This is a genomic window from Brucella pseudogrignonensis (assembly GCF_032190615.1).
Taxonomy (GTDB): domain Bacteria; phylum Pseudomonadota; class Alphaproteobacteria; order Rhizobiales; family Rhizobiaceae; genus Brucella; species Brucella pseudogrignonensis_B.
This window is the reverse complement of the sequence record NZ_JAVLAT010000001.1, coordinates 1,616,137-1,641,957: the sequence shown is the minus strand read 5'-3', so window position 1 is coordinate 1,641,957 and position 25,821 is coordinate 1,616,137. Positions and strand designations below refer to the sequence as shown.

Genomic DNA, 25,821 nt, shown 5'->3' with positions numbered 1-25,821 from the left:
ATATCCGCCCCCAATTGTGAATTCTATATTTATATGCAAACATAATATTCACAATCGGTCAAGGCGCATTCGATTTGATCCCGTCTTTCATCGTCGACGGTATTCGCATATAAAATGAGATATTCATAAGGGGACAGAACTTGGAAACAGACGATCGCTACCGCGCACCTGCTTTGGACAAAGGGCTGGATATTCTCGAACTGCTGGCCAGCGTCGATGGCGGCTTGAGTCAGGCCGAGATCGCCAAATATCTCGACCGTAGCCCAAATGAGTTTTACCGCATGCTCGACCGATTGGTGAAGCGCGGTTACGTGACCAAGCTTGAAGGCGACCGTTATTCGCTGACCCTAAAACTGTTCGGCCTTGCGCATCTTCATGCGCCGGTGCGCAGACTGGCGTCTTTCGCCACGCCCTTCATGCGTGAACTTGCCGACCGCTCGAAACAGGCCAACCAGCTTGCTGTGTTTGACCGGGGCTCTGTCGTGGTGATTGCACAGCAAGAAGCCCCGGATTACTGGGGGATTTCGATCCGCGTCGGTTCGCATATCAGCCTGTTTGATACGGGTTCCGGCCACACTTTGCTGGCCTTCCGCTCACCGGAGGAGCGCAAGATGATGATTGCTGAATATGTCAAACATGGCGAAAGTGGCAATCTCGATGATAGCTTCTATGAGCGGCTCGACCAGATCCGTGAGCGCGGCTATGAAATGATGCCCAGTGCGCAGGTCGCCGGCGTCTATAACCTTTCAGCGCCGATTCTCGGCCCTGACGGGTCCTGCATTGCAGCGCTGACCTGCCCTTATGTGACGCTCGTCAATTCAGCCTCCGCACCCGACATCACACAGACCATTAGCCTGTTGCAAAAGACCGTCAAGGACCTCTCAAAGCTGGTTGGGTCCGATATTGGAACAACAGATTAATCAAGATTGATAATTCTTATTTGAAAACTCTCTTCTTTTTTGAAAGTATGACATCGGAGGAGAGTTTTTTATGATTATCGATACCCATCTGCACCTGATCGACAAAAGCGCGCTCAATTATCCATGGCTAAGCGATGTTCCGGCGCTTAACCGCGACTTCCTTTTTCAGACCTACAGACAGCAGGCCGAGCGCTGCGGGATCAAAGCCGCATTGCACATGGAAGTGGATGTTTCGGCCGATAATATTCAGACCGAGACTGATCATGTACAGAGGATAGCAACTGCCAACGGCGGCTTTATCAAAGGTGCAATAGCCTCATGTCGCCCGGAAGAACCGGGCTTTGCTGACTATCTCGAACAGAGCTTGGGCAATCCTTTCGTGAAGGGCTTTCGCCGTGTGCTACATGTGGTGCCGGATGACGTTTCTGAGGGCGCATTGTTCCGGGAAAATATCAGACGTTTGCAAGGCACGGGCCTGACCTTTGATCTTTGCACGCTGCCGCACCAGATCAACAAAGCGGTAGCACTCGCCGACCTCGCGCCGGACCTGCAATTCGTTCTCGATCATTGCGGCGTTCCCGATATTAAATCAGGCGCTCTGGAAAACTGGCAACGCGGCATTACCGAGATTTCAAAACGCGACAACGTCGTAGCGAAGATTTCGGGTGTGGTTGCCTATGCCGACGCTGAAAGCTGGACTGTTGAAACGCTGCGCCCCTATGTCGAGCATGTGATCCATTCCTTCGGCTGGGAGCGGATTGTGTGGGGCAGTGACTGGCCGGTTTGTACACTTGCAAGCAATGTTGATGCCGGGCTTTCGACATGGGTGGCGACAACCCATGCGCTGCTTAAAGGATGCAGCGAAGACGAAAAGGCGCTGCTTCTTGCGGACAATGCGCAGCGCATCTGGAAGATTTAAACCGAAAGGCTGGCGGATTAACCGCCAGCCAAACAGTATTGATCAGAAGCTTTCGCGGAAAAGCCGGTTAAGATCGGCGACGACGACCTCCGCCTTCTCCTTGTCCAGCAAGCCCTTGTTGATCCGTTCTGAAGCTGCTTCCTGAAACGACATATAGCCGTCATGGCGCGGACGTACCCATGCACCTTCAAGGGTCGCGCGCGTATCGCGATAAAAGCCTGAAGTTGCATTGTTTACGGTATCGTCTTCCCACGCATCCGCATGTCCGGGCTGGCCGTTGGAAGCCGCGTAAAGCCCTTTCTGCAAGGCCCCACTGGCGATCCAGTAGGCGAAATCAATTGCTGCTTCAGGATGCTTGCTGAAGGCAGAAACTGCAATGCCGGTGCCACCCAATGCGGAACCCGCAACGCCCGCCGCACCCGCGGGAATATCCGCAAAACGGATCAGGCGATCACGGAAACCCGGCATGGCATAATTCACATAGCCATAAATCAGTGGTGAACAAGCAATCTCGGAATCGGACTTTGCCATTTCCTCAAACACTGCGATCGGGTCCATGCCAAAACATTCTGGCTTTACCAGCGAGGCAATCTCGCGCAGTTGCTCGAAAGCTTGTGAGCCATCTTCAACCGAAATCAGCTCGCCTTCCACCGAACATGGTGTTCCGGCATTGGCAACCAGTGTATAAAAGCACATCAGCGAATGCGGCGAGCGCAGTGGCAGCAGAACTTTCCCGGCGCGCGCCAGACGCAGCACCTCGCCCCATGAGGTTGCTGGGTTGTCCATCAGGTCAGGACGCCATGCTTGAACCTGTGTTGCCGCATCGAGCGGAAACGCCCATTGCCGCCCCTGCCAGTTATAACTTGGGAAAGACTGCCCCACAGAGCCATCGGCAAGCTTTTTCAATTCTGTTTCGCGGCCCGCCACATCAAGCGGCAGCAGACAGCCCTCCTTGGTGATCTGGCCCACATGCGGATGGTCAATCACAATCATATCGAAATTGCGTGCCAGTTCCTCAACTGGAAATGTCTCGAAATCCTGTAGCGACCGCTTTTCCCATTCGATCTCAACACCCGTGTCCGCGAGCCACTGCTCGGCCCCGGCAACCATCGGATCATAGCCGCGCGGGTGGCTCCAGGTCATGCCTTTCAGCTTGATCGTGCTCATAGACCGAACTCCTCGCGAATTTCTTTGCTGTTCTCGCCAATGCGTGGTGCTGCACGAGCCACCTTCGGGCGCTGTCCGTTGATGCGCAATGGGGAACGGGTAGTGGTGATGGAAACATCATCTTCACGCGTCACCGTCTGGAGCATGTCGAGGGTTGAAAAACCTTCGCTTGCAAGCAGTTCTTCCCAGTTGAGAACGCGCGCGCACCAGATATCAGCCGGTTCCAGAATGGCAAGCCATTCATCGACAGTTTTCTCGGCAATGCGCGCGGCAATCAGCCGCTTGATCTCATCGCGCTTGGCAAAAGCCAGTTTCGCATCGGCCATGAAAGGCGCAAGCGTATCTGTTTCAAGCAGTGGTGCCAGCTTCGCGATCGGCATCATGGCGATTGCGAGATAACCATCCGCCGCCGGATAGACACCATAGGGTGCTGCGAGATAGGCGTGCGCACTGCGGAACTCGGAACGCTTTGGCAGACGACGGCCGTCGTTCAAATGCGTGGTCAGCACTTCAAACTGGAAATCAACCAGCGCTTCAAGAAGGCTGGTTTCGACATGAGAGCCTTTATTGGTGATGCCACGGCGCACGAGCGCTGCAAGGATGCCCTGAGCGGCCGCAGCTCCTGCCAGCATATCCGCAACTGCCAGACCGAAAGGCACTGGTCCCTGACCCTCATCACCGTTCAACCACATGAGGCCCGAACGCGCCTGTGCGAGCAAGTCCTGTCCCGGACGCCCGACCCATGGCCCCTCTTCACCGTAACCACTGATCGATGCATAGACGAGACGTGGATTAATCTCTTTGGCGGCCTCATAATCAAGACCAAGACGCTTGATGACACCAGGGCGAAAATTCTGGATCAGCACATCAGCCTGTGTGAGAAGCTTCTTCAACGCCGCCAGATCGTCAGGATTTTTGAGATCAATGGCGAGGCTGTCCTTGCCGCGATTGATCGCATGAAAAATCGTGGAATCGCCGCCGATTTCCGTGTCGCTGAGATAAAGCCTACGCGAAAGATCGCCACCATCAGGCCGTTCAATCTTGATGACGCGTGCACCAAGATCCATCAAACGCAACGAGCAATAAGGCCCCGACAGAAACTGGCTCATATCGACAACGACAAGCCCGCTCAGCGGCAGTTCGCTTTCCGACATCGGGAAATTCCCTCCTCATGAATTTCTTATGTGAATATAGTCTTCACATATGGATTTATAGAAGGCAAGGCTGAAATTGGTGTATTAGAGCGCATTTCAATCTGATTTGATCAGATTGACGCTCTAATCTCTTATTTTGACGCGCATGTTTTTCCGAAAACCGTTTCACAGTTTTCGGGATGCGCTCTAACGCAAAAACGCCGCCCGGTGGGGCGGCGTTTTCTAAGAAAATGAGTTGACTATCAGACCTCAACGCTGACCTGCTCCAGCAATGTCCAGACATGATCAGCGAATGAATTCCAAACTTCGATACGATAATGATCGGCATCCCATTTCAACAAAATAATCTGGGCGTGATCAAAGATCGTGCGAGCGGCACCCGGAGCCTTCATCTGCGAAAGATCAAGCGGCGAAGCGGCATTCAATAACCATTCTGCTTGCGGGCCGGAAATATCAATGCCGGTTTCGCGGTGACTGACTTCTGTCAGGCTATGCGGTTCAGTTTCATAAAGTTTCGCGAAAGCCTGCGTGATGGCGATGCCCTTGCTTTCGTCGGCCCAGATAAACCATTCATCGGGTCCAAGACAGGCAACGGCAATGTCACCTGTGCGAACAAGATCGCCAATCTTCGCCGGGATTTTTGCGCTCAATGCCTTTTCAGCCAGTGCAATTTTTTCCGGTTCAATGCGTAGGACAAAGCGGGCAGCGTCATCGGCTGCGTGGATTTCCAGACGACCGGGAATGACGACCTTGCGGTTCGAATAAGGTTTGGTTTCAACAAGCATGGTTCAATCCTTATCCGTTACCGTTCAGCTTCTTACCTTCAGGGTCATAGAAAACCATGCCCGAAACCACAGCCTCATGCACGCTGCCATCCGGCATCGGCATATACAGCGTTTCACCCAACCGATCCTTGCCGCCAGAGACCACGGCCATGGCAATAGACCGGCCCAGCGCCTCGCTCCAATAAGATGAAGTGACATGGCCAAGCATGGTCATTGGCACGGCTTGCTTCGGATCGGCAACGATCTGCGCACCTTCTTCCAGCACCAGCTTCGGATCGTTGGTCAAAAGACCAACCAGATGTTTGCGATCCTTCTTCAGCATATCCGGACGGGCCAGCGAACGCTTGCCGACGAAATCCGGCTTCTGCTTGCCGACGGCCCAGCCAAGGCTTGCATCATCAGGCGTTACTGTGCCGTCCGTATCCTGACCGACAATGATATAGCCTTTTTCCGCGCGCAGAACGTGCATGGTTTCGGTGCCGTAAGGCGTGATATCATATTGCCGACCGGCCTCATAAAGCGCCTTCCACAGCGACAGACCGTAACGGGCGGGCACGTTGATTTCATAGCCCAGCTCGCCGGTAAAGCTCATGCGGAAGAGACGCGCTGGAACGCCCAGGAATTTGCATTCCGCAACCGACATATGCGGGAAAGCTTCGTCAGAAATATCCAGACCTTCAACCATTGGCTCGATGAGCTTACGCGCATTCGGGCCATTGATTGCGACCACGGCCCACTGTTCGGTGGTCGAGGTCAGCCGCACTTTCAGGTCCGGCCACTCGGTCTGCAGATAGTCTTCCATCATATTGAGAACACGCGCGGCACCGCCGGTTGTGGTCGTCACATGGAAACGATCCTGCGTCAGACGACCGACAACACCGTCATCGCGGATGAAGCCATCTTCTCCAAGCAACAGACCATAACGGCAGCGCCCGACACCAAGCTTTGTCCATGGGTTGGTGTACATGCGGTTCATGAATTCCGCTGCATCCGGGCCGACCACTTCGATCTTGCCGAGTGTAGAGGCATCGAACATGCCCAATGATTCACGTGTAGCACGACATTCACGTGCCACGGCCTGATGCATGTCTTCGCCGGTTTTCGGAAAATACCATGCGCGACGCCACAGCGAAACCGGCTCAAAAGCGGCGCCATGCTGCTCGGCCCAGCTATCAATTGGCGTCTTGCGCGTGACATCAAACAGCTTTCCACGATTATAACCGCAGAATGCACCAAAAGTCGTCGGCGTATAAGGCGGACGGAACGTTGTAAGACCAACCTGCGGCGTTGGCCGCTTGAGTGCGTCGGCGGCAACAGCCAGACCATTGATGTTCGAGGTTTTGCCCTGATCGGTCGCCATGCCATTGGTGGTATAGCGTTTGACGTGCTCGATAGAGTGGAAACCCTCGCGCACAGCCAGACGAATATCCTTGGCGGTCACGTCGTTCTGGAAGTCGATGAAAGCCTTGGCCTTGCCCGGATCGCGATCGGTCGGCAGTTCGCGACAGCTTACGCCGTCGCAGATGAAATCACCGGCAACCGCATATTCAGATGCTTTGGCGTTATGCCCGGCATCCGAGGCCGCAGCGGCACCCGCTTGTGCACCCTCACGAAGAGCGGCCTGCAAATCGAAATTACCATTGCCTGCACCAGCACAGCGGCTTTCCTCGGTTCGTTCGCCCGGCAAATAGATCTGACGCGCCTCATCCCATACGAGAGAGCCTTTCGTGTGCGAGAACAGATGCACGCTCGGATTCCAGCCGCCAGACATCAGCAGCACATCGCAGGCAATCGTGCGCGCAGCACCGACCGATCCGTTAGAAACCGGATTAGCGCGAACCGACGACACGCGATGGCGCCCGCCGGTGTCTGTCACAGTCCAGCCGGTCAGCGTTTCAATGCCGAGCATTTTGGCGCGGTTGATAAGGCTATCGGCAACGCTTGAACGCACATCGATGATGGCCGGAATTTTTACGCCTGCGACCGCGAGATCAAAAGCCGCAAGCCATGCGCTGTCATGCGAAGTGACGACGACAGCCTGATTACCGACCTTAACGCCATAGCGATTGAGATAGGTGCGCGCAGCGGAAGCCAGCATCACGCCGGGACGGTCATTGCCTGCAAAGACCAGCGGCTTTTCAATCGCGCCCTGCGCCAGCACCACTTGCTTTGCGCGCACGCGCCACATGCGTTCACGCGGCGCATTGGTGCCGGGCTTTGCCTGATGATCCGTCAGGCGCTCACAAAGGCCGACCATGTTCTGATGATAATAGCCAATGGCCGTTGTGCGCGGCAAAAGCGTGACATTCGGATTGGCTTTGAGCGCTTCTATCGTTTCATTGAGCCAGTCCCAGCTAGAACGACCATTGATGACCGGCTCTGGTTCCGACAGAAGCGAGCCGCCAAATTCAGCCTGTTCGTCAACGAAAATAACCTTCGCACCACTCTTTGCAGCCTCTAAAGCAGCAGCCAGACCAGCAGGTCCGCCACCGGCAACCAGTACATCACAGAACGCATAGCGGCTGGCATAGGTGTCCGGGTCTGGCTCGGATGGCGACTTGCCGAGACCGGCAGCGCCACGGATGAAAGGCTCGTAGACCTTGTTCCAAAAGCTTTTCGGCCACATGAAGGTCTTGTAGTAAAAGCCTGCCGAGAAGAACATGTAGAGCGCATCATTGATCGCGCCGACATCGTGCTTGAGCGATGGCCAATGGTTCTGGGTTTCAGCCTTGAGACCATCATAGAGTTCCAGCACCGTTGCGCGGGTGTTCGGCTCATAGCGGCCCGGTCCACGCGAGACCCCCATCAGCGCATTTGGCTCTTCGGAACCGGCAGAAAGAATGCCGCGCGGACGATGATATTTAAACGAACGACCGGCCAGATGTTCACCATTGGCCAGCAAAGCGGAGGCCAGTGTATCGCCTTCAAAACCGGAATAGGTCTTGCCGTTGAAGCTGAACCGCACGGACTTGGCCTTGTTAATACGGCCTTTGTTGTGAATACGCATATCGGTCATTATTTCGTCTCCGCAGCCGGAGTTTCTGCCAAAGCAGGACGGGGTTCACCGGCCTTGTAGGTGGTGACAAACTTGTCGCTCACCGTGTCGCGCACCGCATTGAAGAAGCGCCCGCAGCCATTGATATGCCGCCAGCGCTCAAAATGGGTGCCGCGTGGATTAGAGCGCGTGAAGAGGAAATCACGCCATTCATCATCGGAAAGCGTCGACGGATCGGCTGGACGCGCAATATGCGCTTCGCCCGCATAGGCGAATTCAAGCTCTGGACGTTCCATCTCGCAATAAGGGCAACGGATAAGAAGCATTTGTTGTTTCCCCTATTTCCTTAGTGAGCCACAGCGGCGGCAGCCGCTTCGTCGATCAGGCGGCCCGTGGTGAAGCGTTCCAGCGTGAACGGCGCGTTGATCCAATGTGGTTCGTCGCGGGCAATCGTATGCGCAAAGACATGCGCTGAACCCGGTGTCGCCTTGAAACCGCCCGTGCCCCAGCCGCAATTCACAAACAGGCCCGGAACCGGCGTCTTGCCAATGATCGGTGAACGATCCGGCGTGACGTCAACGATGCCGCCCCATTTGCGCAGCATTCGCATACGGGTGAAAATCGGGAAAACTTCGCAAATGGCCGCAAGCGTATGCTCGATCAGCGGCAGGCCACCACGCTGGCTGTAAGACACATACTGGTCAGTACCCGAGCCGATCACCAGCTCGCCCTTGTCGGACTGGCTGATATAGGCATGAACCGTGTTGGACATGACCACGCAAGGGAAGATCGGCTTGACCGGCTCGGACACAAGCGCCTGTAGCGGGTAACTTTCAAGCGGCATACGAACGCCTGCCGTATCCATGACAATGGATGTGCTGCCAGCAGCAGACACCGCCACCTTCTTCGCCTTGATAAAACCGCGTGGCGTATCAACACCGGTCACGCGACCTGATGCATCGCGGCGGATAGCCGTCACCGGACAATTCTGGATGATATCAACGCCGCGCTCCGTCGCACCGCGTGCATAGCCCCATGCAACCGCATCGTGACGGGCCACGCCGCCGCGCCGCTGCAAGGTGGCACCAACAACCGGATAACGCGCATTGGCTGAAATATCGAGCGGCGGGCAATATTCCTTCGCCTGCTCTTTGGTCAGCCATTCATTGTCGATACCATTGAGACGGTTGGCATGGATATGACGCTTGAAGCTCTGCACATCATGCACCGTATGCGCCAGCATCATCACGCCGCGCTGCGAAAACATGACATTGTAATTAAGGTCCTGGCTCAGCCCTTCCCACAGCTTCATCGCATGTTCGTAGAGATGCGCGCTCTCATCATAGAGATAGTTGGAGCGGATGATGGTCGTGTTACGCCCGGTATTGCCGCCGCCAAGCCAGCCTTTTTCAATCACCGCGACATTGGTGATGCCATGTTCCTTGGCCAGATAGTAGGCAGCGCCCAGACCATGCCCTCCGGCGCCAACGATGATCACATCATATTCGGCCTTGGGTTCGGCATTCGGCCATTGGGGCTTCCAGTTCTTGTTGCCGGTCAGCGCGTTGCCAACGATAGAAGCGAGCGAAAAGCGGGACATATACAAACCACCAGTCTTACGGTTCATGCTCTTCTGTGGCGCATGAAAAACCTTTGACCATATTTGTATTGATTCAGGCGGATAATAGAAAGCAGGCTTGCGTCATAAGACGTCATAAATACGACACGGCCACCATTTCGCGACATCACGTTCACGATCGGTCAAGCTGCCTTACAGATAAAATATTAGCATCAAGTAATATTAGAAAAGATCCAAAACATAGCTGCCAAATAGGACAATATTGTTGTCCTTTTCTCTTTCCTTTTATTGCGTGAGGCGCTACTCAAGCGTTCATAAACCCCTGTTTAAAGAGGGGCAAAAGCAAGAAAGGTGATTTGATGACTAAGGAGAATCTACTCGAAAGCGCACTCGTTCGTCTGGACGAGGCCGCAAGCCACATCAATATTGACCCGGATGTTATCGAAAAACTCAAATACGCCCGTGAAACCATGAAAGTGCGCTTGATGATCCGTATGGATGACGGATCGCGCAAATCCTTTCTTGCATGGCGCTGCCGTTATGACGACACGCGCGGACCAACCAAAGGCGGCATTCGCTACCATCCGGAAGCAACAGCTGAAGAAGTTGAAACGCTCGCTTTCTGGATGACTTTCAAATGTGCCGTTATGAATCTGCCTTATGGCGGCGGCAAGGGTGCTATTCAGGTTGACCCACGCCAGCTTTCCAAGGCTGAGCTTGAGCGCCTTTCGCGCGCTTACATTCAAGCTTTCTCCGGCATTATTGGCCCGGATCGCGACATTCCCGCACCGGACGTCTATACCAACTCCATGATCATGGGCTGGATGGCAGACGAATATTCGCAGATCGTTGGCCAGTCTTCGCCTGCTGTTATCACAGGCAAGCCTCTGGCGCTCGGCGGCTCGCTCGGCCGAAATGATGCGACGGCACGTGGCGGCTTTTATCTCGTGCGTCATCTCGCGGAAGATCTCGGACTTGCCTCAACGCTTCGCGTCACGGTTCAGGGCTTCGGCAATGCCGGCCAGTTCATCGCAAAGCTGATGGCAAGCGATGGTCACAAGATTGTTGCCGTCTCGGATTCGTCCGGCGCGGTTTACTGCGCAAACGGTCTTGATCTCGATGCGCTTCTGGAGGCCAAAGCACAGAACAAGTCGGTTGTTTCCACCGCTGGCAAGAATGGTCATGAAGCGATCACGCCGGATCAGTTGATCGCAGCTGAATGCGATGTTCTGGTGCCAAGCGCCATGGAAAACATGATCCATGCCAACAATGCCGCGTCTATTAATGCAAAGCTGATTGTCGAACTGGCCAATGGCCCTGTGACGCCAGAAGCTGACGAAATCCTCGCAAAGAACGGCGTCGTCGTTCTGCCAGACATTCTGGCGAATGCTGGTGGTGTCACGGTTTCCTATTTCGAATGGGTCCAAAATCGTCAGGGGTATTATTGGACGCTGGAAGAAATTCATGAGCGCCTGAAGACCATCATGGAACGTGAAGGGCGCGCAATCTGGAACCACGCGAAAGAGCACAAGGTTTCTGTCCGCTCTGCCGCTTATGTGCACGCCCTGCAACGACTTGCACAGGCCATTGAAGCACACGGCACCCAGAGCGATTTTACGGCTTAACCAGAGCGCCATGCGCCCTCTTGGGCGCACAACGATCGCTCTAAGGCCTTAAGAGTCGAGCAAAAGCTTCCGTTTTCGCCGGATTTTCCGGCGGAAACCTCTTTGAATGAATATGTCTCGTTCCTATATCCGAAGCTCATAGTTTGAGAGGAACGGCATGAATATCGGCCAGGCAGCAACCGCATCAGGCATATCGGCGAAAATGATTCGCCATTATGAGACCATCGGGCTTATCGAGGCTGCCGACAGGACTAGTTCCGGCTATCGCGTTTACACCCAAAAAGATGTCGAAACGCTGCGTTTCATCCGTTCCAGCCGAGACCTTGGCTTTCAGGTTGAACAGATTAAGGCACTGCTCACGCTCTGGCGTGATCGCAATCGGGCGTCATCGGATGTGAAGAAGGTTGCACTTCAACACGTCAAAGACCTCGAAGCGAAAATGAAGCAATTGCAGAACATGGCTGACACGCTGCGCCATCTCGCCCATAATTGCCATGGCGACAATCGCCCTGACTGCCCCATCATTCATGAGCTTGCGAATAATAAAGATCATTCTTCATCGCCGCGAAAGGGCGAGTTGCTGCACGGCAAAATCTAATCCACACTCATAAAAAACGCCGGGAACGTCCCGGCGTTTTTTATTACTGTTCGCTTTATTTCGGCAGCGTATAGGCGATTACATAATCGCCGGGCTTGGTGCCCACCGAGCCATGACCACCGGCCACCATCAGCACGAACTGCTGATCACCAACCGTATAGGTCATCGGTGTAGACTGACCGCCCGCAGGCAGGCGTGCCTGCCAAAGCACCTTGCCATTGGTGAGGTCATAAGCGCGCAGATAATCATCCACCGCTGCACCAAGGAACACAACGCCACCAGCGGTGATCATTGGACCACCGATGCCCGGAACGCCAACTTTGAGCGGCAGCGGAACAGGGGCCATGTCTTCAATCGTACCATTGCGATGCTTATAGGCGATTTTGCCTGTGCGCAGATCCACACCCGCGACAAAGCCCCATGGCGGTGTCTGGCAAGGAATGCCAAGCGGGCTGACGAATGGCCCCATGAACACACCATAAGGTGCGCCGTCATTGCGGTTCAGACCCTGCTCGCTGCCCTTCTCATCCTGACCACGTGGCGGGATATCGGCACGCGGAACAAGTTGCGATGTGAAAGCCAAATAGGTTGGCATGCCGAACATAACCTGACGAACAGGATCGACCGCCACGCTACCCCAGTTGAAGACACCGAAATTGCCCGGATAGACAATCGTCCCCTTCAACGAAGGTGGCGTGTATCGGCCTTCATAGAAATGCTTGCGGAAAGCGATACGACATGCCAGCTGATCAAACAGGGTTACGCCCCACATGCTGCTTTCAGTCAGTGGTGCGGGACTGAATGTCAGATCAGAAATCGGCTGCGTCGGCGATGTGTGATCTTCGGGGATTGCACCCGTCGGTGCGGGGATTTCACGAACCGGAATAATCGGCTCGCCCGTCCGGCGATCAAGCACATAAATATCGCCCTGCTTGGTTGGTCCAACCAGCGCAGGCACACCATTAATGTCCAGAAGAACAGGCTGTGCAGGCACATCCATGTCCCATAGATCGTGGTGTACGGTCTGGCGCACCCATTTGGGCTGTCCGGTGTTTACGTCAAGTGCTACGATGGAGGAAGAATATTTCTCAACATTATCGCTGCGGTTCATGCCGAGCTGATCAGGAACCTGATTGCCGAGCGGAATGAAGACCAGGCCGAGTCCTTCATCAACACTGAAAACAGACCAGCTGTTTGGCGAATTGGTCGTGTAGTGCTCGCCTTCAGGCAGCGGTGTCGTGACATCCGGATTGCCAGAATCCCAGTTCCACAGCAAATCGCCAGTGCGGATATCAAAGGCGCGAATAACGCCCGACTGCTCTTCAGTCGAATAGTTATCATTGACTGCCCCGCCGACAATGATCTTGTCTCCGACGACCGCCGGTGGCGAAGTTGAGTAATAATAACCAGCCGGGTTATATTTCATGCCATGGCCAAGATCGAGCGTGCCACCATTGGCAAAATCGGTGCAGATTTCGCCTGTCTGCGTATCGAGCGCGATCAGGCGAGCATCCGAGGTTGGCAGATAGACCCGTTCTGAACATTTGGCACCAGCCGTTGCTGCGGTGTCCTTCCAGTAACTGACACCACGGCAAGTCTGGTGCTGCCGATCGGTGTTAAAGCCGACCTTTGGGTCAAACTTCCACTTTTCCTTACCCGTTGCCGCATCGAGCGCAATAGCCCAGTTATGCGGTGTACAAAGATAAAGCGAATCGCCAATTTTCAGCGGCGTCACCTGATAGGTCGTTTCACCGACATCTTCCGGCTGCTTCACATCACCGGTCTGATATTGCCATGCGACCTGAAGCTTGGAGACATTTTCCGGTGTGATTTGCGTCAGCGGGGAATAACGCTGCCCATAAGGCGTGCGACCATATTGATGCCATTCGCCATCGGGGACATTGCCACCCAGATCAGGAGATGCAGCCACCTTTTCGGTTGGCAGATCGCCCGAAATATTCCAAGGATCCTGCGTCATCGAATAACCCGCGACAACCAGAGCGGCCAGCGTGGCAACGGTCAGTGGCAAACCGCCGCCATTGAGCGGCTTTCTGATCCACGGGGTCAACAGCCACAGGCCGAGAAGAACGATTACGCCGCCGGTCGATCCCAGGCCCCACCAGTCGAAGCCAACTTCTGACACAGCCCAACCAAGCGAACCAAGAATGACGAGCGCGTAAACCCAGAGCGCAACTGCACTTCTTTTGAAGAGGAAAAAGGCTGTCAGTAGAAAGCCGATGGCAGCGATGACGAAGAACCAGCTGCCGCCCAGCGTGACAAGATAGGTGCCCGCGGCACCTAGTCCAACACCAATCAATAAAAGCAAAATAGCCGTGAGAGAAACAAGCAAGACATTACCCCCTTCGAGTAGTGACTATGACCTTGCCGTGCATTGCAATGCGGCTGGCACAGCTGCACGGAAAGAGAAAAATCGAGGCGTTCCCGAGTTTGGTGGAAATATTGTTGCAAACGGCTTTGCAAACAACACAACACTGCCTGCCCAAACAAATAGGCGGCAAAATGAAAAATCCAGTCGTGACTATGCAAAAGAATCAAAGCCGTATCTGCAGCCCGCTGGATTGCCGATACGGCTGAATGATCAAGCCAGGGGACTCGTGAAGCTTTTCAGCCGCAGTGCGTTGCTCAGCACGAAAATGCTCGAAAGCGCCATAGCACCCGCCGCCAATACTGGCGAGAGAAGGGTGCCGGTCACAGGGTATAGAATGCCGGCTGCAACAGGGATCAGCGCGACGTTATAGGCAAAAGCCCAAAACAGGTTTTCGCTGATATTGCGGATCGTGGCTTTTGAGATGGCAATCGCATTAACCACGCCGCGCAGATCGCCCGACATCAGCACCACATCGGCGCTCTCGATCGCAATATCCGTTCCGGTGCCAATCGCAATACCCACATCGGCGGAAGCCAAAGCTGGTGCATCATTGATACCGTCGCCCACAAAGGCAATGCGTTTTCCGCCCGCTGACAAGCGTTTCAAGGCCTCAACCTTGCCATCCGGCAGCACTTCCGCAACCACTTCATCGATACCAAGGCGTTTGGCAATGGCCTGCGCTGTACGGCGGTTATCACCAGTGATCATCGCAACCTTCAAGCCCTGCTCATGCATGGCAGCAATGGCGGCAGGTGTGGTCTCTTTCATTGGATCGGCTACTGTAATGATTGCAGCCAGTTTACCATCGATTGCCGCATAAAGTGGTGTCTGCCCTTCATCGCCAAAGCGGCTTGCATCATCCGCAAAGACTGCCACATCGAGGCCAAGCTTTGCCATGTAACGATCTGCACCAATAGCGACTTCTCGACCCGAAATATTGGCTTTGAGCCCGAAACCCGGAACGGATTCGAAAGCCGAAACATCGGCAAGTTTGAGGTTCTTTTCCTTTGCAGCCGTCACAATCGCATCGGCAATCGGATGCTCTGAACGGGCTTCGACAGCAGCGATGAGCGCCAGTGCTTCGTCCTTGTCGATACCATCAACGACAGCAAAATGTGCCAGAGCGGGTTTGCCCTGTGTGAGTGTGCCCGTCTTATCGACCGCAATCACCGATGCATCGCGCAAGGTTTGCAGCGCATCACCACGGCGGAACAACACGCCAAATTCGGCAGCGCGACCTGTGCCGACCATGATTGAAGTCGGTGTTGCAAGTCCCATCGCACATGGGCAGGCAATAATAACGACAGCAATCGCATTCACCAGCGCGTAGCCCATCATCGCCGTACCGCCGATTAAAAGCCATGCAATAAAGGTGATGAGTGCAGCACCCAGAACCGCGGGCACGAACCAGCCCGTGACCTTATCAACCTTGGCCTGAATGGGCAGCTTGTCGGCCTGCGCATCTTCAACCATCCGCACAATCTGCGAGATGACCATATCGCGGCCAACCTTGGTTGCGCGGAAGGTAAAAGCACCCGTCTTGTTGATCGTCCCACCAACCACTTCCGCACCGGCTTCCTTCGAAACAGGCACGGGCTCGCCGGTAATCATCGATTCATCCACATAGGATGAGCCTTCAATCACGTCGCCATCAACGGGGACTTTCTCACCCGGGCGGACCTGCACAATGTCGCCCGCGCGAACCTCTTCAAGCGGCACATCAACTGCTTGACCATTGCGCATGACGCGTGCTGACTTTGCCTGCAGGCCGACAAGACGGCTGATTGCCGCCGAAGTCCGCCCCTTGGCACGTGCCTCCAGATAACGGCCAATCAGGATCAGCGTCACGATAACGGCTGCGGCCTCGAAATAGACGTTGACGGTGCCATCGGGAAGAATGTCGGGCCAGAAGGTAGCAACAACCGAAAAGCCCCATGCAGCCGTTGTGCCAACAACAACCAGCGAATTCATATCGGGGGCGGCACGCAGCAGAGCGGGAATGCCTTTTTTGAAAAAGCGCATGCCCGGACCAAACAAGACAAGTGTTGTCAGCACAAACTGGAAATACCAGCTGTTCTGCATCCCGATTGTTTCCATGACAAACATGTGCACAGCGGGAATGAGATGCGAGCCCATTTCCAGAATGAACACGGGAAGCGTGAGAACGGCTGCCAGAATGACATTCTTTTTCAGCTCAACCGCTTCCGCGTCGCGCTTGTCTGATTGTGTTTCCTGCTTGGCATCACTGCGTGTCTCATCAAGCGAACGCGCCTCGTAGCCCGCCTTTTCAACCGCTTTTATCAGATCACCAACTGCGACCTGCCCTGCAAGCTCAACATGCGCGCGCTCAGTCGCGAGATTGACGCTGGCACGAGAAACGCCCGGAACCGCGCTTAAAGCTTTTTCGACATTGCTCACACAAGACGCGCAGCTCATACCCTCAATGGCGAGATCGGCACTGCCCGACGGCACATCATAGCCAGCTTTGCGAATTGCATCGATCACAGCAGGCATATCAGGTGCAGACTTGAAGGTGACGTCAGCGCGTTCTGTTGCGAGGTTGACGGAGACTTTGTCCACGCCCGGAACTTTTGACACTGCCTTTTCAACCGATGATACGCAGGACGCGCAACTCATACCTTCAACAGGAATGGCAAAACTTGTGGCGTCGGATTTTACAGGCTTGTTCATGGCAATCCCTTCTAAAGCGCTCCTGCTTTCCAAAAATCGGTTCCGACTTTTGGCCAGATGCTACTTCGCTCTTTTCGACGAGCAATCTTATGAGTTGCATGATAGATAGTCCTTCCCACCGTTGGAAGGTCAAGCGTTATCAAACGGCCATTGCGCTATCCGGCTCGATTATCTCAAGAATTGAACCGCATCGTGTGCGAATGAATTCCGGCACATCGGCAGCAGGCATGGGGCGTCCCATTAAAAAGCCTTGCACCTCGCAAAAATTCTGTTCGCGCAGGCAGTTAAGCTGCTGCTTTGTTTCCACACCTTCTGCTGTCGTTACAATCCGAAAACCGGCTCCCAGTGTGGCGACGGCCTGAATAATTGCGAGATCACGCGTATCGGCTTCAATGCCCGAAACGAAACTGCGATCCACCTTGATTTTGTCAAAGGGGAACGAACGCAGATAGCTCAGTGATGAATAGCCTGTGCCGAAATCATCCATAGCAATCCGGACGCCCAGACGCCGCAACTCGAACAGCAATTCGATATTATGTTTGCTGTTTTGCAGGAAGACCGATTCCGTGATTTCGAGTTCCAACCGGTCAGGCGACAAGGACGCGACAGCCAGTGCATCGGTGACTGAATCAAGAAGAGCCGTCTGCTGGAACTGCACGGGCGATAGATTAACCGAGACCTTGATGCCATGCGGCCACGAAGCCGCTTCAAGGCAGGCGTGTTTCAACACCCAGTCGCCGATCGGTCCAATGAGCCCGGCCTCTTCGGCAATTGGAATGAATTCAACCGGCGAGACCATGCCAAGCACGGGATGACGCCAGCGTAACAAAGCCTCAAAGCCAGAAATGTGGCCGGTTTGAAGATTGAAAATTGGCTGGTAATGCAGCTCGAACTGCTGTTCCGTCAAAGCCAGCCGCAAATCCGTGGTCATGGCATGACGTTTCTCAACAGCCAGTCGCAGTGAATGCTGATAAAAGCGGAAAGTGCGCCGGCCATCAGCCTTGGCAGCGTAAAGCGCCAGATCAACATTGCGCATCAGCACGTCAAGATCATCGCCATGCAATGGCGCCTGCGCGATCCCGATACTGCATGAGACAAATTCCAGCGTATCGCCAAGATCGAACGGATCCTGAAATAGGGAAAGAAGCTGATCGGCAAACATCGCGATCTGAGAAACGGCAGCGCAGCGATAAATGATCGCAAACTCATCACCACCCAAACGCGCCAGAAAATGATCGCAAGCAATGGTTTTAAGACGCTTTGCAACCTGTTGCAGCAGGCGATCCCCGATCTGGTGCCCGCGGCTGTCATTGATGTTTTTGAAGTGATCAATATCGAGATAGAAAAGCGCAAAAGCCAGTGCGCTTTCACGTTTTTTCAGCACGGCTTCAATATGCTGAGAGAAGTAAGCCCGGTTCGGCAAGTCCGTGAGATTGTCGTGCATTGCAATATGCGTCATGCGCTGCTCAATCAAACGACGCTCGGTTATATCCTCAACAAGCCCGATGAGATAGCGCGATTCATCGCCTTCTATCGGTGGAATGGAACGCTTGATGATCCGCAATATGCGCGGTGTTCCGTCTGCGCAGCGAATATCGCGCTCGATTGTCAAAACGCTGCCGCGACGCATTGCAATGCTGTCTTGCTGGGTCAGAAGCCTGGCTTCTTCAGCCGGAAAGATTTGCGTATCCACTGAACCGACAACATGATCGATCTTGTGGCCGCTGATGGTTGATGCAGCCTGATTATAGAGCAGGTAACGCCCCCCGTCCTGCATATCCTTGACGAAGACACCAAGCGGCATATTGTTGATGAGGCTATCGAGCAATGTCTGCGCATGACTGGCCTGACGATTCGCCTCGTCAAGCTCGGTCATATCCCGCACAATTGCCAATATGGCCATCCGGCCATCGAACACAACCTCACGGCCATAGGTCAAAACATCAATCGTCTGATCATTGGCTTTCAGATGCTTCCAGCGTTCAGGGCGCTCAAGATCACTCCGGTCGCGAACCGCTATCGACATACGGTCACGCTCGGTTTGTGGACGAATATCGAGTACCGTCATACCCTGCACTTCATCAGCCGAATAGCCATAAAGCGCGTGGGCTGCTTCGTTCATGACGATGAAACGCAATGTATCGGGATCGTACACCCACATCGGTGTGGGATGAGTTGTAAACAGAATGCGAAAATCCGCATCGGACGTGCGCACCCGCGCATCATCCGAATGAGCCTGACCGGCTTTCCGATCCCTCATCATTGTCCCCTCATCAGCCTGATCCTGACCCAATATTTCATGCCTTAAAAAAAGGACCATGCCCCAAGAATCAGATAACTCGTCTGTAGCAGGACGAAGCTTTTCCAAGCTGGATTAATGCATGCCCCTTAAAGAAATTATATACAAACTTGCGGAGAATATAAATTTATTCGCAAATTGTAATAATCGGCACCGCTTGACCGGCTCTTCGTTCCGGCCTATGCCTAAAGCACAAAATTCGTTGGGGTGCCTTCGGAGCAAGGTCAGGAAAAGTGCATTGCGGTTTTCCATCCTATCTTGCGACACAAAAGGCTGAGAGACGCTGATCGCGTTAACCCATTGAACCTGATCCGGGTAATACCTGCGTAGGGAACGGAGTTTGGCGCGTCGCGAACAAGGAGGAATCTATCCTCCGTGGGGTAAAACCCAAAAAACAAGTTCATGACGTCTCAATTTTCCGTTCGGAATGAGAGACGACATGATGGACTTAAGACGAAGCCTCTCCCGAACCAACATAACCGCCAGCCATGCTGCGTCAGTGCCGATTTGCGTAACGATTGCAGGCTCGGACAGCGGCGGTGGCGCTGGCATTCAGGCCGACCTCAAAACCTTTTCAGCACTGAACGTCTATGGTGCGAGCGTCATTACGGCGATCACGGCGCAGAACACATTAGCGGTCACGGCAGTCCACGATATTCCTTCCGAAGTCGTTTCAGCACAGATTGATACCGTCTTCAGCGATCTCAATGTCGCAGCGGTAAAAATCGGCATGGTGTCGGTGCCGGAAACCATTCAGGCAATCGCCAGAGGACTCGTCGATTTCTCGGGACCGGTGGTTCTTGATCCGGTGATGGTGGCGAAATCTGGCGACAGGCTTTTAAGCGAAGCCGCAATCTCGACATTGCGTGACAAACTGATTCCGCTTGCAAGCCTTCTGACGCCGAATAGACCAGAGGCAGCCTGCCTGCTCGATTGTGCAGTTGCGTGCACCGATGGCGAGGCTGAAGAACAGGGGCGCGCACTCCTCAAGCTTGGCGCTGAGGCCGTGCTGATGAAAGGCGGACACGCCGATGGCAACATCTGTACCGATCTCCTCATCAGCGATAAATTTCCAACTCTTGCGCTGACAGCGCCACGTATCGATACGCAAAATACCCATGGCACCGGCTGTACGCTTTCATCCGCAATTGCGGCGGGACTTGGCAAAGGCCTTTCGCTGGAACAAGCCCTTCGTGAAGCGCACACATATCTGCAAGCGGCCATCCGCTCCGCTAACACATTGCAGGTCGGAAGCGGGCACGGCCCCGTGCATCACTTCCACGCCTTGTGGAAGATTGCATAATGCGCGTCACCATCATCGGCGCGGGTGTTGCAGGTCTTACCTGTGCCGCAGAATTCAATGATCAGGGCCATGCTGTCACCGTGATCGCCCAAAGCAAGGCAATTGGCTCCGACAGTTGCTCGTGGTTTGCTGGCGGAATGCTGGCCCCATGGTGCGAAGGCGAAAGTGCGGAAGAACCCGTCGTCAGGCTGGGACAAGAGGCGATTGGCTGGTGGGAACGGCATGTTTCAACCGTCAACCGCAAGGGCACGCTCGTCATTTCACACACACGCGATGCGACTGAATTGCGCCGCTTCGCCCGTCGCACGGAAGCCTTTGAAACAATTGATTCCGAACACATTGATGCGCTGGAGCCGGACCTTGCAGGCCGTTTTCGGCAGGGGCTTTTCTTTGCCGAGGAAGGCCACCTTGATCCGCGCAAGACGCTGATCGAACTTGCTGAAAACCTGCAAATGAAAGGCGTCGTCTTTCATCTCGGGCAGGATGCGAAAGACGTAAATATCGATACCGATATCACCGTCGATGCACGCGGCCTTGCAGCACGCGATCAGTTGCAGGATCTGCGCGGTGTGAAGGGCGAAATGCTGGTGGTTCGCTCCCGCGACATCAATCTTTCGCGCCCTGTGCGCCTTCTGCATCCGCGCATTCCACTCTACATCGTGCCGCGCGGCGACGGCATCCACATGATTGGTGCAACCATGATCGAAAGCGATGAAAGAGGCGGCATCAGCGTTCGCTCGACATTGGAAATGCTGAGTGCTGCTTACGCGCTGCATCCGGCATTTGGCGAGGCGGAAATTCTGGAAACCGGCGTCGATGCCCGCCCCGCCTTCCCCGACAATCTGCCGCGTGTGCGTAAACGCGGCCAAACCATCTATATCAACGGGCTTTACCGGCACGGCTTTCTGCTCTCGCCTGCGGTTGCGCGCATGGCGGTTGCGGCAGCAACCGAGGCCGAACAACAACCTGAATTTTTAGAGGAACTGGCATGACCATTGTTCTTAACGGCGAGGTCTTTGAGACCACGAGCACCAATCTCTTGGCCCTGCTTACAGAAATCGAACTGGATGAGGCTGTCGTCGCTACCGCGCTCAATGGCGAATTCATTACAGGCAGCGAGCGCGAGGAAACATTGATCCAAGACGGCGACCGTATCGAAGTGCTCGCACCCATGCAGGGAGGTTAAGATGCTGGAATTTTACGGAAAAACCTTTGAAAGCCGCCTGCTCTTGGGAACGGCACAATATCCATCTCCCGCCATCCTTGCTGACAGCGTCCGCTCGTCAAAGACGGAAATCGTGACGGTTTCGCTGCGACGCGAGAGCGGAAACATGCGTGCCGGTCAGAACTTCTGGACACTGATCAAAGAGCTCGGTGTTTCGGTTTTGCCCAACACTGCCGGGTGCCATACCGCACGCGAAGCGGTGACAACGGCAAAAATGGCGCGTGAGATTTTCGGCACAAACTGGATCAAGCTTGAAGTCATCGGCGATCACGACACATTGCAGCCCGATCCTTTCGGGCTGGTCGAAGCCGCCCGTATTCTCTGCGATGAAGGCTTTGACGTCTTTCCCTATATGAATGACGATCTGGTGGTGGCCGAAAAACTGATTGAGGCAGGCTGCCAAGTGCTGATGCCATGGGGTGCGCCGATTGGCTCAGGTCGCGGCCTCAACAATCCTTATGCGCTTAAAACCATGCGCGCGCATTTCCCCGATATTCCACTGGTCGTGGATGCCGGTATTGGCGTCCCATCGCACGCTGCAAGTGCCATGGAACTGGGTTTTGATGCCGTGCTGATCAACACCGCGGTTGCCAAAGCGGGTGATCCAGACGCTATTGCCCGCGCATTTGCGCTCGCTGTTGAGGCTGGTCGCATCGCCTATGAAGCCGATCCGATTGAAGCCCGCGACATGGCAACCCCCTCCACTCCCCTCATCGGAAAGGCATTTTTGTAATGGCCCTTGATCCGTTCTACCCGATCTTTGACAGCGCCAGCTGGTGTGAGCGCTTGGTGCCGCTTGGCATCAAACTCATGCAACTGCGCATCAAGGATAAGAACGACGCTGAACTGCGCGCAGAAATCCGCGCAGCCCGCGCAATTTGCGCCCGATATGATTGCCAGCTCATCATCAATGACTACTGGAAACTGGCAATTGAGGAAGGCTGCGACTTTATCCATCTCGGTCAGGAAGACCTTGATGAAGCCGATCTTGATGCAATTCGCGAGAGCGGCGTTAAACTCGGTGTATCCAGCCATGATGAGGCCGAACTGGATCGCGCTCTTGCGCTAAAGCCAGCCTATATCGCGCTCGGCCCTGTCTATCCGACCATTCTCAAAAAGATGAAATGGCATGAACAAGGATTGGACCGCGTCACCCAATGGAAAGCCACACTTGGCGCTATTCCGCTCGTTGGCATTGGCGGCATGAATGTGGAGCGCGCGCCGGGCGTCTTTAAAGCCGGAGCTGACATTGTGTCTGTCGTCACTGACATCACTCTTAATCCCGATCCCGAAGGCCGCGTGCGCCAATGGATCGACATGACGCGTGCCTATGTAATTTAGTTTCAGGAGGAAACATTGAAAAAACTGATTTTTGCTGCGCTTTTCAGCGCCACGGCTTCGTTTGCCCTGATATCAGCTCAGGCAGCTCAGGCGAATGATAAATTCAAACTCATACTCGACTGGTATGTGAACCCGGATCATGGGCCGATCATCGTGGCCGACAAGCTCGGCTACTTCAAGGATGCCGGTCTCGATCTCGAAATCATCGCCCCTGCAGACGCATCCGTGCCACCCAAAATGGTTGCGGCTGGACGGGCTGATCTGGCAATTTCCTATCAGCAGCAGGTGCATCTCGATGTTCATGCCGATATTCCGCTGATCCGCGTCGGCACTCTGGTCGATTCCCCGCTTAATTGCCTGATGGTGCGTGATGATGGCTCGGTCAATTCGATTGCCGATCTCAAAGGCAAGAAGATCGGCTTATCAGTCGCTGGTGTTGAAGAAACGCTGCTTGGCACCATTCTCAAAAACCACGACATAAAGCTTTCAGATGTCGAACTCATCAATGTGAATTTCTCCCTTTCACCCGCTTTGATGTCGAAACAGGTTGACGCAGTAATGGGTGCCTATCGCAATATCGAACTCAACCAGATGACGGTTGAAGGGGTTGCGGGCAAATGTTTCTTCGTCGAAGAGGAAGGCGTGCCGGTCTATGACGAGCTCGTTTATGTCGCCAACTCAAACAAGCTGGATGCGAACGAAAAAGAACGGATTTCGCGCTTTCTGGCAGCCACCGAAAAAGCCGCGCAATATATCGTCAATCATCCAGAGCAAAGCTACGACCTGTTCGCGTCTTATAGTTCTGAACTCAAAGACGAGCTGAACCAGCTTGCATGGAAAGATACGGTTGCCCGTTTCTCACGCGCCCCTGCCAGCCTCGATTATGGACGCTGGAGCCGTTACGAGACCTATCTCAAGGAAAACGGTCTCGTGCCTTCGATCCTGCCTGTCGAGAAATTTGCAATCGACGTCAACGCGGGAGGCAATAAGTCATGAGTGACACGCTTTATTCATCCGAATTATTCACCCGCCTGCGTGCGGCGACGCTTGATGACTGGAATCCCTATATCGATCATGCGTTCGTCCGCGGACTGGGCGATGGCACGCTGCCGAAATCGGCATTCCTGCATTATCTCAGGCAGGACTACGTCTATCTGCATCACTATGCCCGCGCCTTTGCGCTGGGTGTCGTGAAGGCAGGCAGCTTGCAGGAAACGCGACTTTGCGCCGAAATCATGCATGGGCTGACTGTCACGGAACTGCCGCTGCATGTGGGCATCTGCGCACGCGAAGGCATCACCGAAGATGATCTTTACAACACAAAAGAAGAGCCGGAAAATCTCGCCTATACGCGCTATGTGCTCGATTGCGGGCAAGCGGGCGATTTTCTCGACCTGCTGACAGCCCTTGTTCCCTGCGCGCATGGCTATGGCGAAATCGGGGTCAATCTCGCAGCCACTGCCCATACCGGCACACCCTATCAGGAGTGGATCAACACCTATGCGGGCGCGGACTACCAAGAGATGTGCCACACCGTTGGCAAGCTTTTTGATCAGGCCGCAAAAGCCCGCATCGGACCAGATTTCGAGAGCAGCCCGCGCTGGCCAAAGCTCTGCCAGATTTTTGCAACGGCAAGCAGGCTTGAAGCGAACTTCTGGTCAATGGGCCTAAAGGGAGGCCTTAAAGGAGCATGACGAACATCGCTCCTCGTTCGCGCAAAAAACGCATCGCCGACGGGTTTCTGTCGGCGTTTGCTGTGCTGGCACTTTGGCAGGCTGTGGTGAGCATCTGGCAGATGCCGCGCTTCATCCTGCCGGGTCCGCTCGATGTGGTGCAATCGCTCATCAGCAATGCGCAACTGATTGCGGATAATGCAGTCGTCACGTTTGGAGAAGTGCTGGGCGGGCTGTTTCTGGGCTCTGCGATTGGGGTACTCACAGCCATCGGGCTGATGATGTCACCATTGGCACAAAGGCTTGTCATGCCAATGATGGTGTTCTCTCAGGCGATCCCGATATTTGCGCTCGCTCCGATCTTAACACTCTGGCTCGGTTATGGACCGGCGTCGAAAATTGCCGTCACCATTCTGATGATCTTTTTTCCGGTCGCTTCCACTTTCCTTGATGGAATGCAAAGGACGGATCAGACACTGGTGGATGCCGCTGAAAATCTCGGCGCAAAACGCCCGCAAATTCTGTTTCGTGTGCGCATTCCCGCAGCTTTCCCCTCGCTCGCTTCAGGGTTAAGCCTTGCTGCCGTCTATGCACCCATTGGTGCAGTCGTGGGCGAATGGGTGGGTGCGTCGCGCGGGCTTGGCTACTTGATGCTGCTCGCCAATGGTCGTGCCAAGGTCGATCTGATGTTCGCAAGCCTGTTTGTGCTGGCAGCCTTCACCATGCTTTTACATGCAACCATCTCGCATTTTTCGCGCAAGCTGGCAGCATGGCCTAAAAAACTGTAAGACAGCATTTTTGCCACACTCAATAGATTGAAATTAAATTTCTGCATTTTGCCACTTGGCAAATGCTTTTGCTCATTTATTGTGCAGACATCTGAAACACTGGCAAGAGGTATGAGATGCGATCCTATCCATTTCCGTCGGTGCCCGGTGTTAATGCGGGCGCTTCCAAGCTTTAAGTTCTTGGCCCGTGTTGCAGGCTAAGGCCTGACCGCCCTCCCCAAAAGGGCATATTCCTAAACACTTCCAAATTTGCCGCAGCTATTTTCAGCTGTTTGTTTTGTCTTCGTTTTCACGCATTTGTCGGCGCAAAACCGCACCGCACTTTTTGCTGAAGATGAATTTAAAGGAACCAGAATCCGTTTTCATACGG

The 25,821-nt window shown here is 54.3% G+C and carries 21 protein-coding genes and 1 riboswitch; of the genes, 12 read left to right on the top strand and 9 right to left on the bottom strand.

Annotated elements, in window-relative coordinates:
* Positions 1-125: 125 nt before the first annotated feature.
* Together RI570_RS07895 and RI570_RS07890 are read left to right on the top strand one after the other, a co-directional pair.
* Positions 126-920, top strand: a complete 795-nt coding sequence (locus RI570_RS07895; RefSeq protein ID WP_313828595.1) for an IclR family transcriptional regulator — start codon at positions 126-128, stop codon at positions 918-920.
* Positions 921-990: 70 nt separating this feature from the next.
* Positions 991-1,839: an amidohydrolase gene (locus RI570_RS07890; RefSeq protein ID WP_313827862.1), complete on the top strand. Its 849-nt coding sequence runs from the start codon at positions 991-993 to the stop codon at positions 1,837-1,839.
* Between the two features lie 42 nt (positions 1,840-1,881).
* Here RI570_RS07890 and RI570_RS07885 read toward each other — a convergent pair whose 3' ends face one another.
* The 6 genes from RI570_RS07885 to RI570_RS07860 form a co-directional block, all read right to left on the bottom strand.
* Positions 1,882-3,006, bottom strand: coding sequence for an extracellular solute-binding protein (locus RI570_RS07885; RefSeq protein ID WP_313827861.1), 1,125 nt, complete (start codon positions 3,004-3,006; stop codon positions 1,882-1,884).
* Entirely contained in the window at positions 3,003-4,160 is a 1,158-nt protein-coding gene (locus RI570_RS07880) for a CaiB/BaiF CoA-transferase family protein (RefSeq protein WP_313827860.1), read from the bottom strand. The genes RI570_RS07885 and RI570_RS07880 overlap by 4 nt, the downstream gene beginning before the upstream one ends.
* Positions 4,161-4,402: 242 nt before the next feature.
* Positions 4,403-4,945, bottom strand: a complete 543-nt coding sequence (locus RI570_RS07875) for a sarcosine oxidase subunit gamma (RefSeq protein ID WP_313827859.1) — start codon at positions 4,943-4,945, stop codon at positions 4,403-4,405.
* A 10-nt stretch (positions 4,946-4,955) separates the two neighbouring features.
* Entirely contained in the window at positions 4,956-7,961 is a 3,006-nt protein-coding gene (locus tag RI570_RS07870) for a sarcosine oxidase subunit alpha (RefSeq protein WP_313827858.1), read from the bottom strand.
* Positions 7,961-8,266 (bottom strand): sarcosine oxidase subunit delta, encoded by a 306-nt coding sequence (locus RI570_RS07865; RefSeq protein ID WP_313827857.1) that lies wholly within the window; start codon positions 8,264-8,266, stop codon positions 7,961-7,963. The genes RI570_RS07870 and RI570_RS07865 overlap by 1 nt, the downstream gene beginning before the upstream one ends.
* A gap of 20 nt (positions 8,267-8,286) precedes the next feature.
* On the bottom strand, positions 8,287-9,540 hold the full coding sequence (locus tag RI570_RS07860) for a sarcosine oxidase subunit beta family protein (RefSeq protein ID WP_313828594.1): 1,254 nt from the start codon (positions 9,538-9,540) through the stop codon (positions 8,287-8,289).
* 338 nt (positions 9,541-9,878) lie between these two features.
* Here RI570_RS07860 and RI570_RS07855 point away from each other — a divergent pair, with 338 nt between their 5' ends.
* Together RI570_RS07855 and cueR are read left to right on the top strand one after the other, a co-directional pair.
* Positions 9,879-11,144 carry a Glu/Leu/Phe/Val dehydrogenase gene (locus RI570_RS07855; protein WP_313827856.1) on the top strand — a complete coding sequence of 422 codons (1,266 nt, stop codon included), beginning with the start codon at positions 9,879-9,881 and terminating at the stop codon, positions 11,142-11,144.
* A 157-nt stretch (positions 11,145-11,301) separates the two neighbouring features.
* A complete protein-coding gene (cueR, locus tag RI570_RS07850; RefSeq protein WP_313827855.1) occupies positions 11,302-11,742 on the top strand; it encodes a Cu(I)-responsive transcriptional regulator in 441 nt (146 codons plus the stop codon).
* 55 nt (positions 11,743-11,797) lie between these two features.
* On the opposite strand, the gene RI570_RS07845 is transcribed toward cueR, so the two are convergent.
* The 3 genes from RI570_RS07845 to RI570_RS07835 all read right to left on the bottom strand — a co-directional run bounded on the left by RI570_RS07845 (position 11,798) and on the right by RI570_RS07835 (position 19,082).
* Positions 11,798-14,092, bottom strand: a complete 2,295-nt coding sequence (locus tag RI570_RS07845) for a glucose/quinate/shikimate family membrane-bound PQQ-dependent dehydrogenase (RefSeq protein ID WP_313827854.1) — start codon at positions 14,090-14,092, stop codon at positions 11,798-11,800.
* Positions 14,093-14,341: 249 nt separating this feature from the next.
* The gene (locus RI570_RS07840; protein WP_313827853.1) at positions 14,342-16,822 is read right to left on the bottom strand and encodes a heavy metal translocating P-type ATPase; all 2,481 of its coding nucleotides are present in this window, start codon (positions 16,820-16,822) and stop codon (positions 14,342-14,344) included.
* Positions 16,823-16,961: 139 nt separating this feature from the next.
* Positions 16,962-19,082 carry a putative bifunctional diguanylate cyclase/phosphodiesterase gene (locus tag RI570_RS07835; RefSeq protein WP_313828593.1) on the bottom strand — a complete coding sequence of 707 codons (2,121 nt, stop codon included), beginning with the start codon at positions 19,080-19,082 and terminating at the stop codon, positions 16,962-16,964.
* Between the two features lie 232 nt (positions 19,083-19,314).
* Positions 19,315-19,471: riboswitch (TPP riboswitch) on the top strand.
* A gap of 92 nt (positions 19,472-19,563) precedes the next feature.
* Between RI570_RS07835 and thiD the strand changes: the two genes are divergently transcribed.
* The 8 genes from thiD to RI570_RS07795 are packed head-to-tail and all read left to right on the top strand — an operon-like array spanning position 19,564 to position 25,451.
* Positions 19,564-20,424, top strand: a complete 861-nt coding sequence (gene thiD / locus RI570_RS07830; RefSeq protein WP_313828592.1) for a bifunctional hydroxymethylpyrimidine kinase/phosphomethylpyrimidine kinase — start codon at positions 19,564-19,566, stop codon at positions 20,422-20,424.
* Positions 20,424-21,416: a glycine oxidase ThiO gene (thiO, locus tag RI570_RS07825; protein WP_313827852.1), complete on the top strand. Its 993-nt coding sequence runs from the start codon at positions 20,424-20,426 to the stop codon at positions 21,414-21,416. The genes thiD and thiO overlap by 1 nt, the downstream gene beginning before the upstream one ends.
* Complete coding sequence (gene thiS, locus RI570_RS07820) at positions 21,413-21,610, top strand: sulfur carrier protein ThiS (protein WP_313827851.1); 198 nt, start codon at positions 21,413-21,415, stop codon at positions 21,608-21,610. Before thiO ends, thiS begins: the two co-directional genes overlap by 4 nt.
* 1 nt (position 21,611) lies before the next feature.
* Entirely contained in the window at positions 21,612-22,382 is a 771-nt protein-coding gene (locus tag RI570_RS07815; RefSeq protein ID WP_313827850.1) for a thiazole synthase, read from the top strand.
* Positions 22,382-22,990 carry a thiamine phosphate synthase gene (locus tag RI570_RS07810; RefSeq protein ID WP_313827849.1) on the top strand — a complete coding sequence of 203 codons (609 nt, stop codon included), beginning with the start codon at positions 22,382-22,384 and terminating at the stop codon, positions 22,988-22,990. Before RI570_RS07815 ends, RI570_RS07810 begins: the two co-directional genes overlap by 1 nt.
* Positions 22,991-23,005: 15 nt before the next feature.
* Entirely contained in the window at positions 23,006-23,986 is a 981-nt protein-coding gene (locus RI570_RS07805) for an ABC transporter substrate-binding protein (protein WP_313827848.1), read from the top strand.
* A complete protein-coding gene (tenA, locus tag RI570_RS07800; RefSeq protein WP_313827847.1) occupies positions 23,983-24,684 on the top strand; it encodes a thiaminase II in 702 nt (233 codons plus the stop codon). Before RI570_RS07805 ends, tenA begins: the two co-directional genes overlap by 4 nt.
* Complete coding sequence (locus RI570_RS07795) at positions 24,681-25,451, top strand: ABC transporter permease (protein WP_313827846.1); 771 nt, start codon at positions 24,681-24,683, stop codon at positions 25,449-25,451. Before tenA ends, RI570_RS07795 begins: the two co-directional genes overlap by 4 nt.
* The last annotated feature ends 370 nt before the right edge of the window (positions 25,452-25,821 follow it).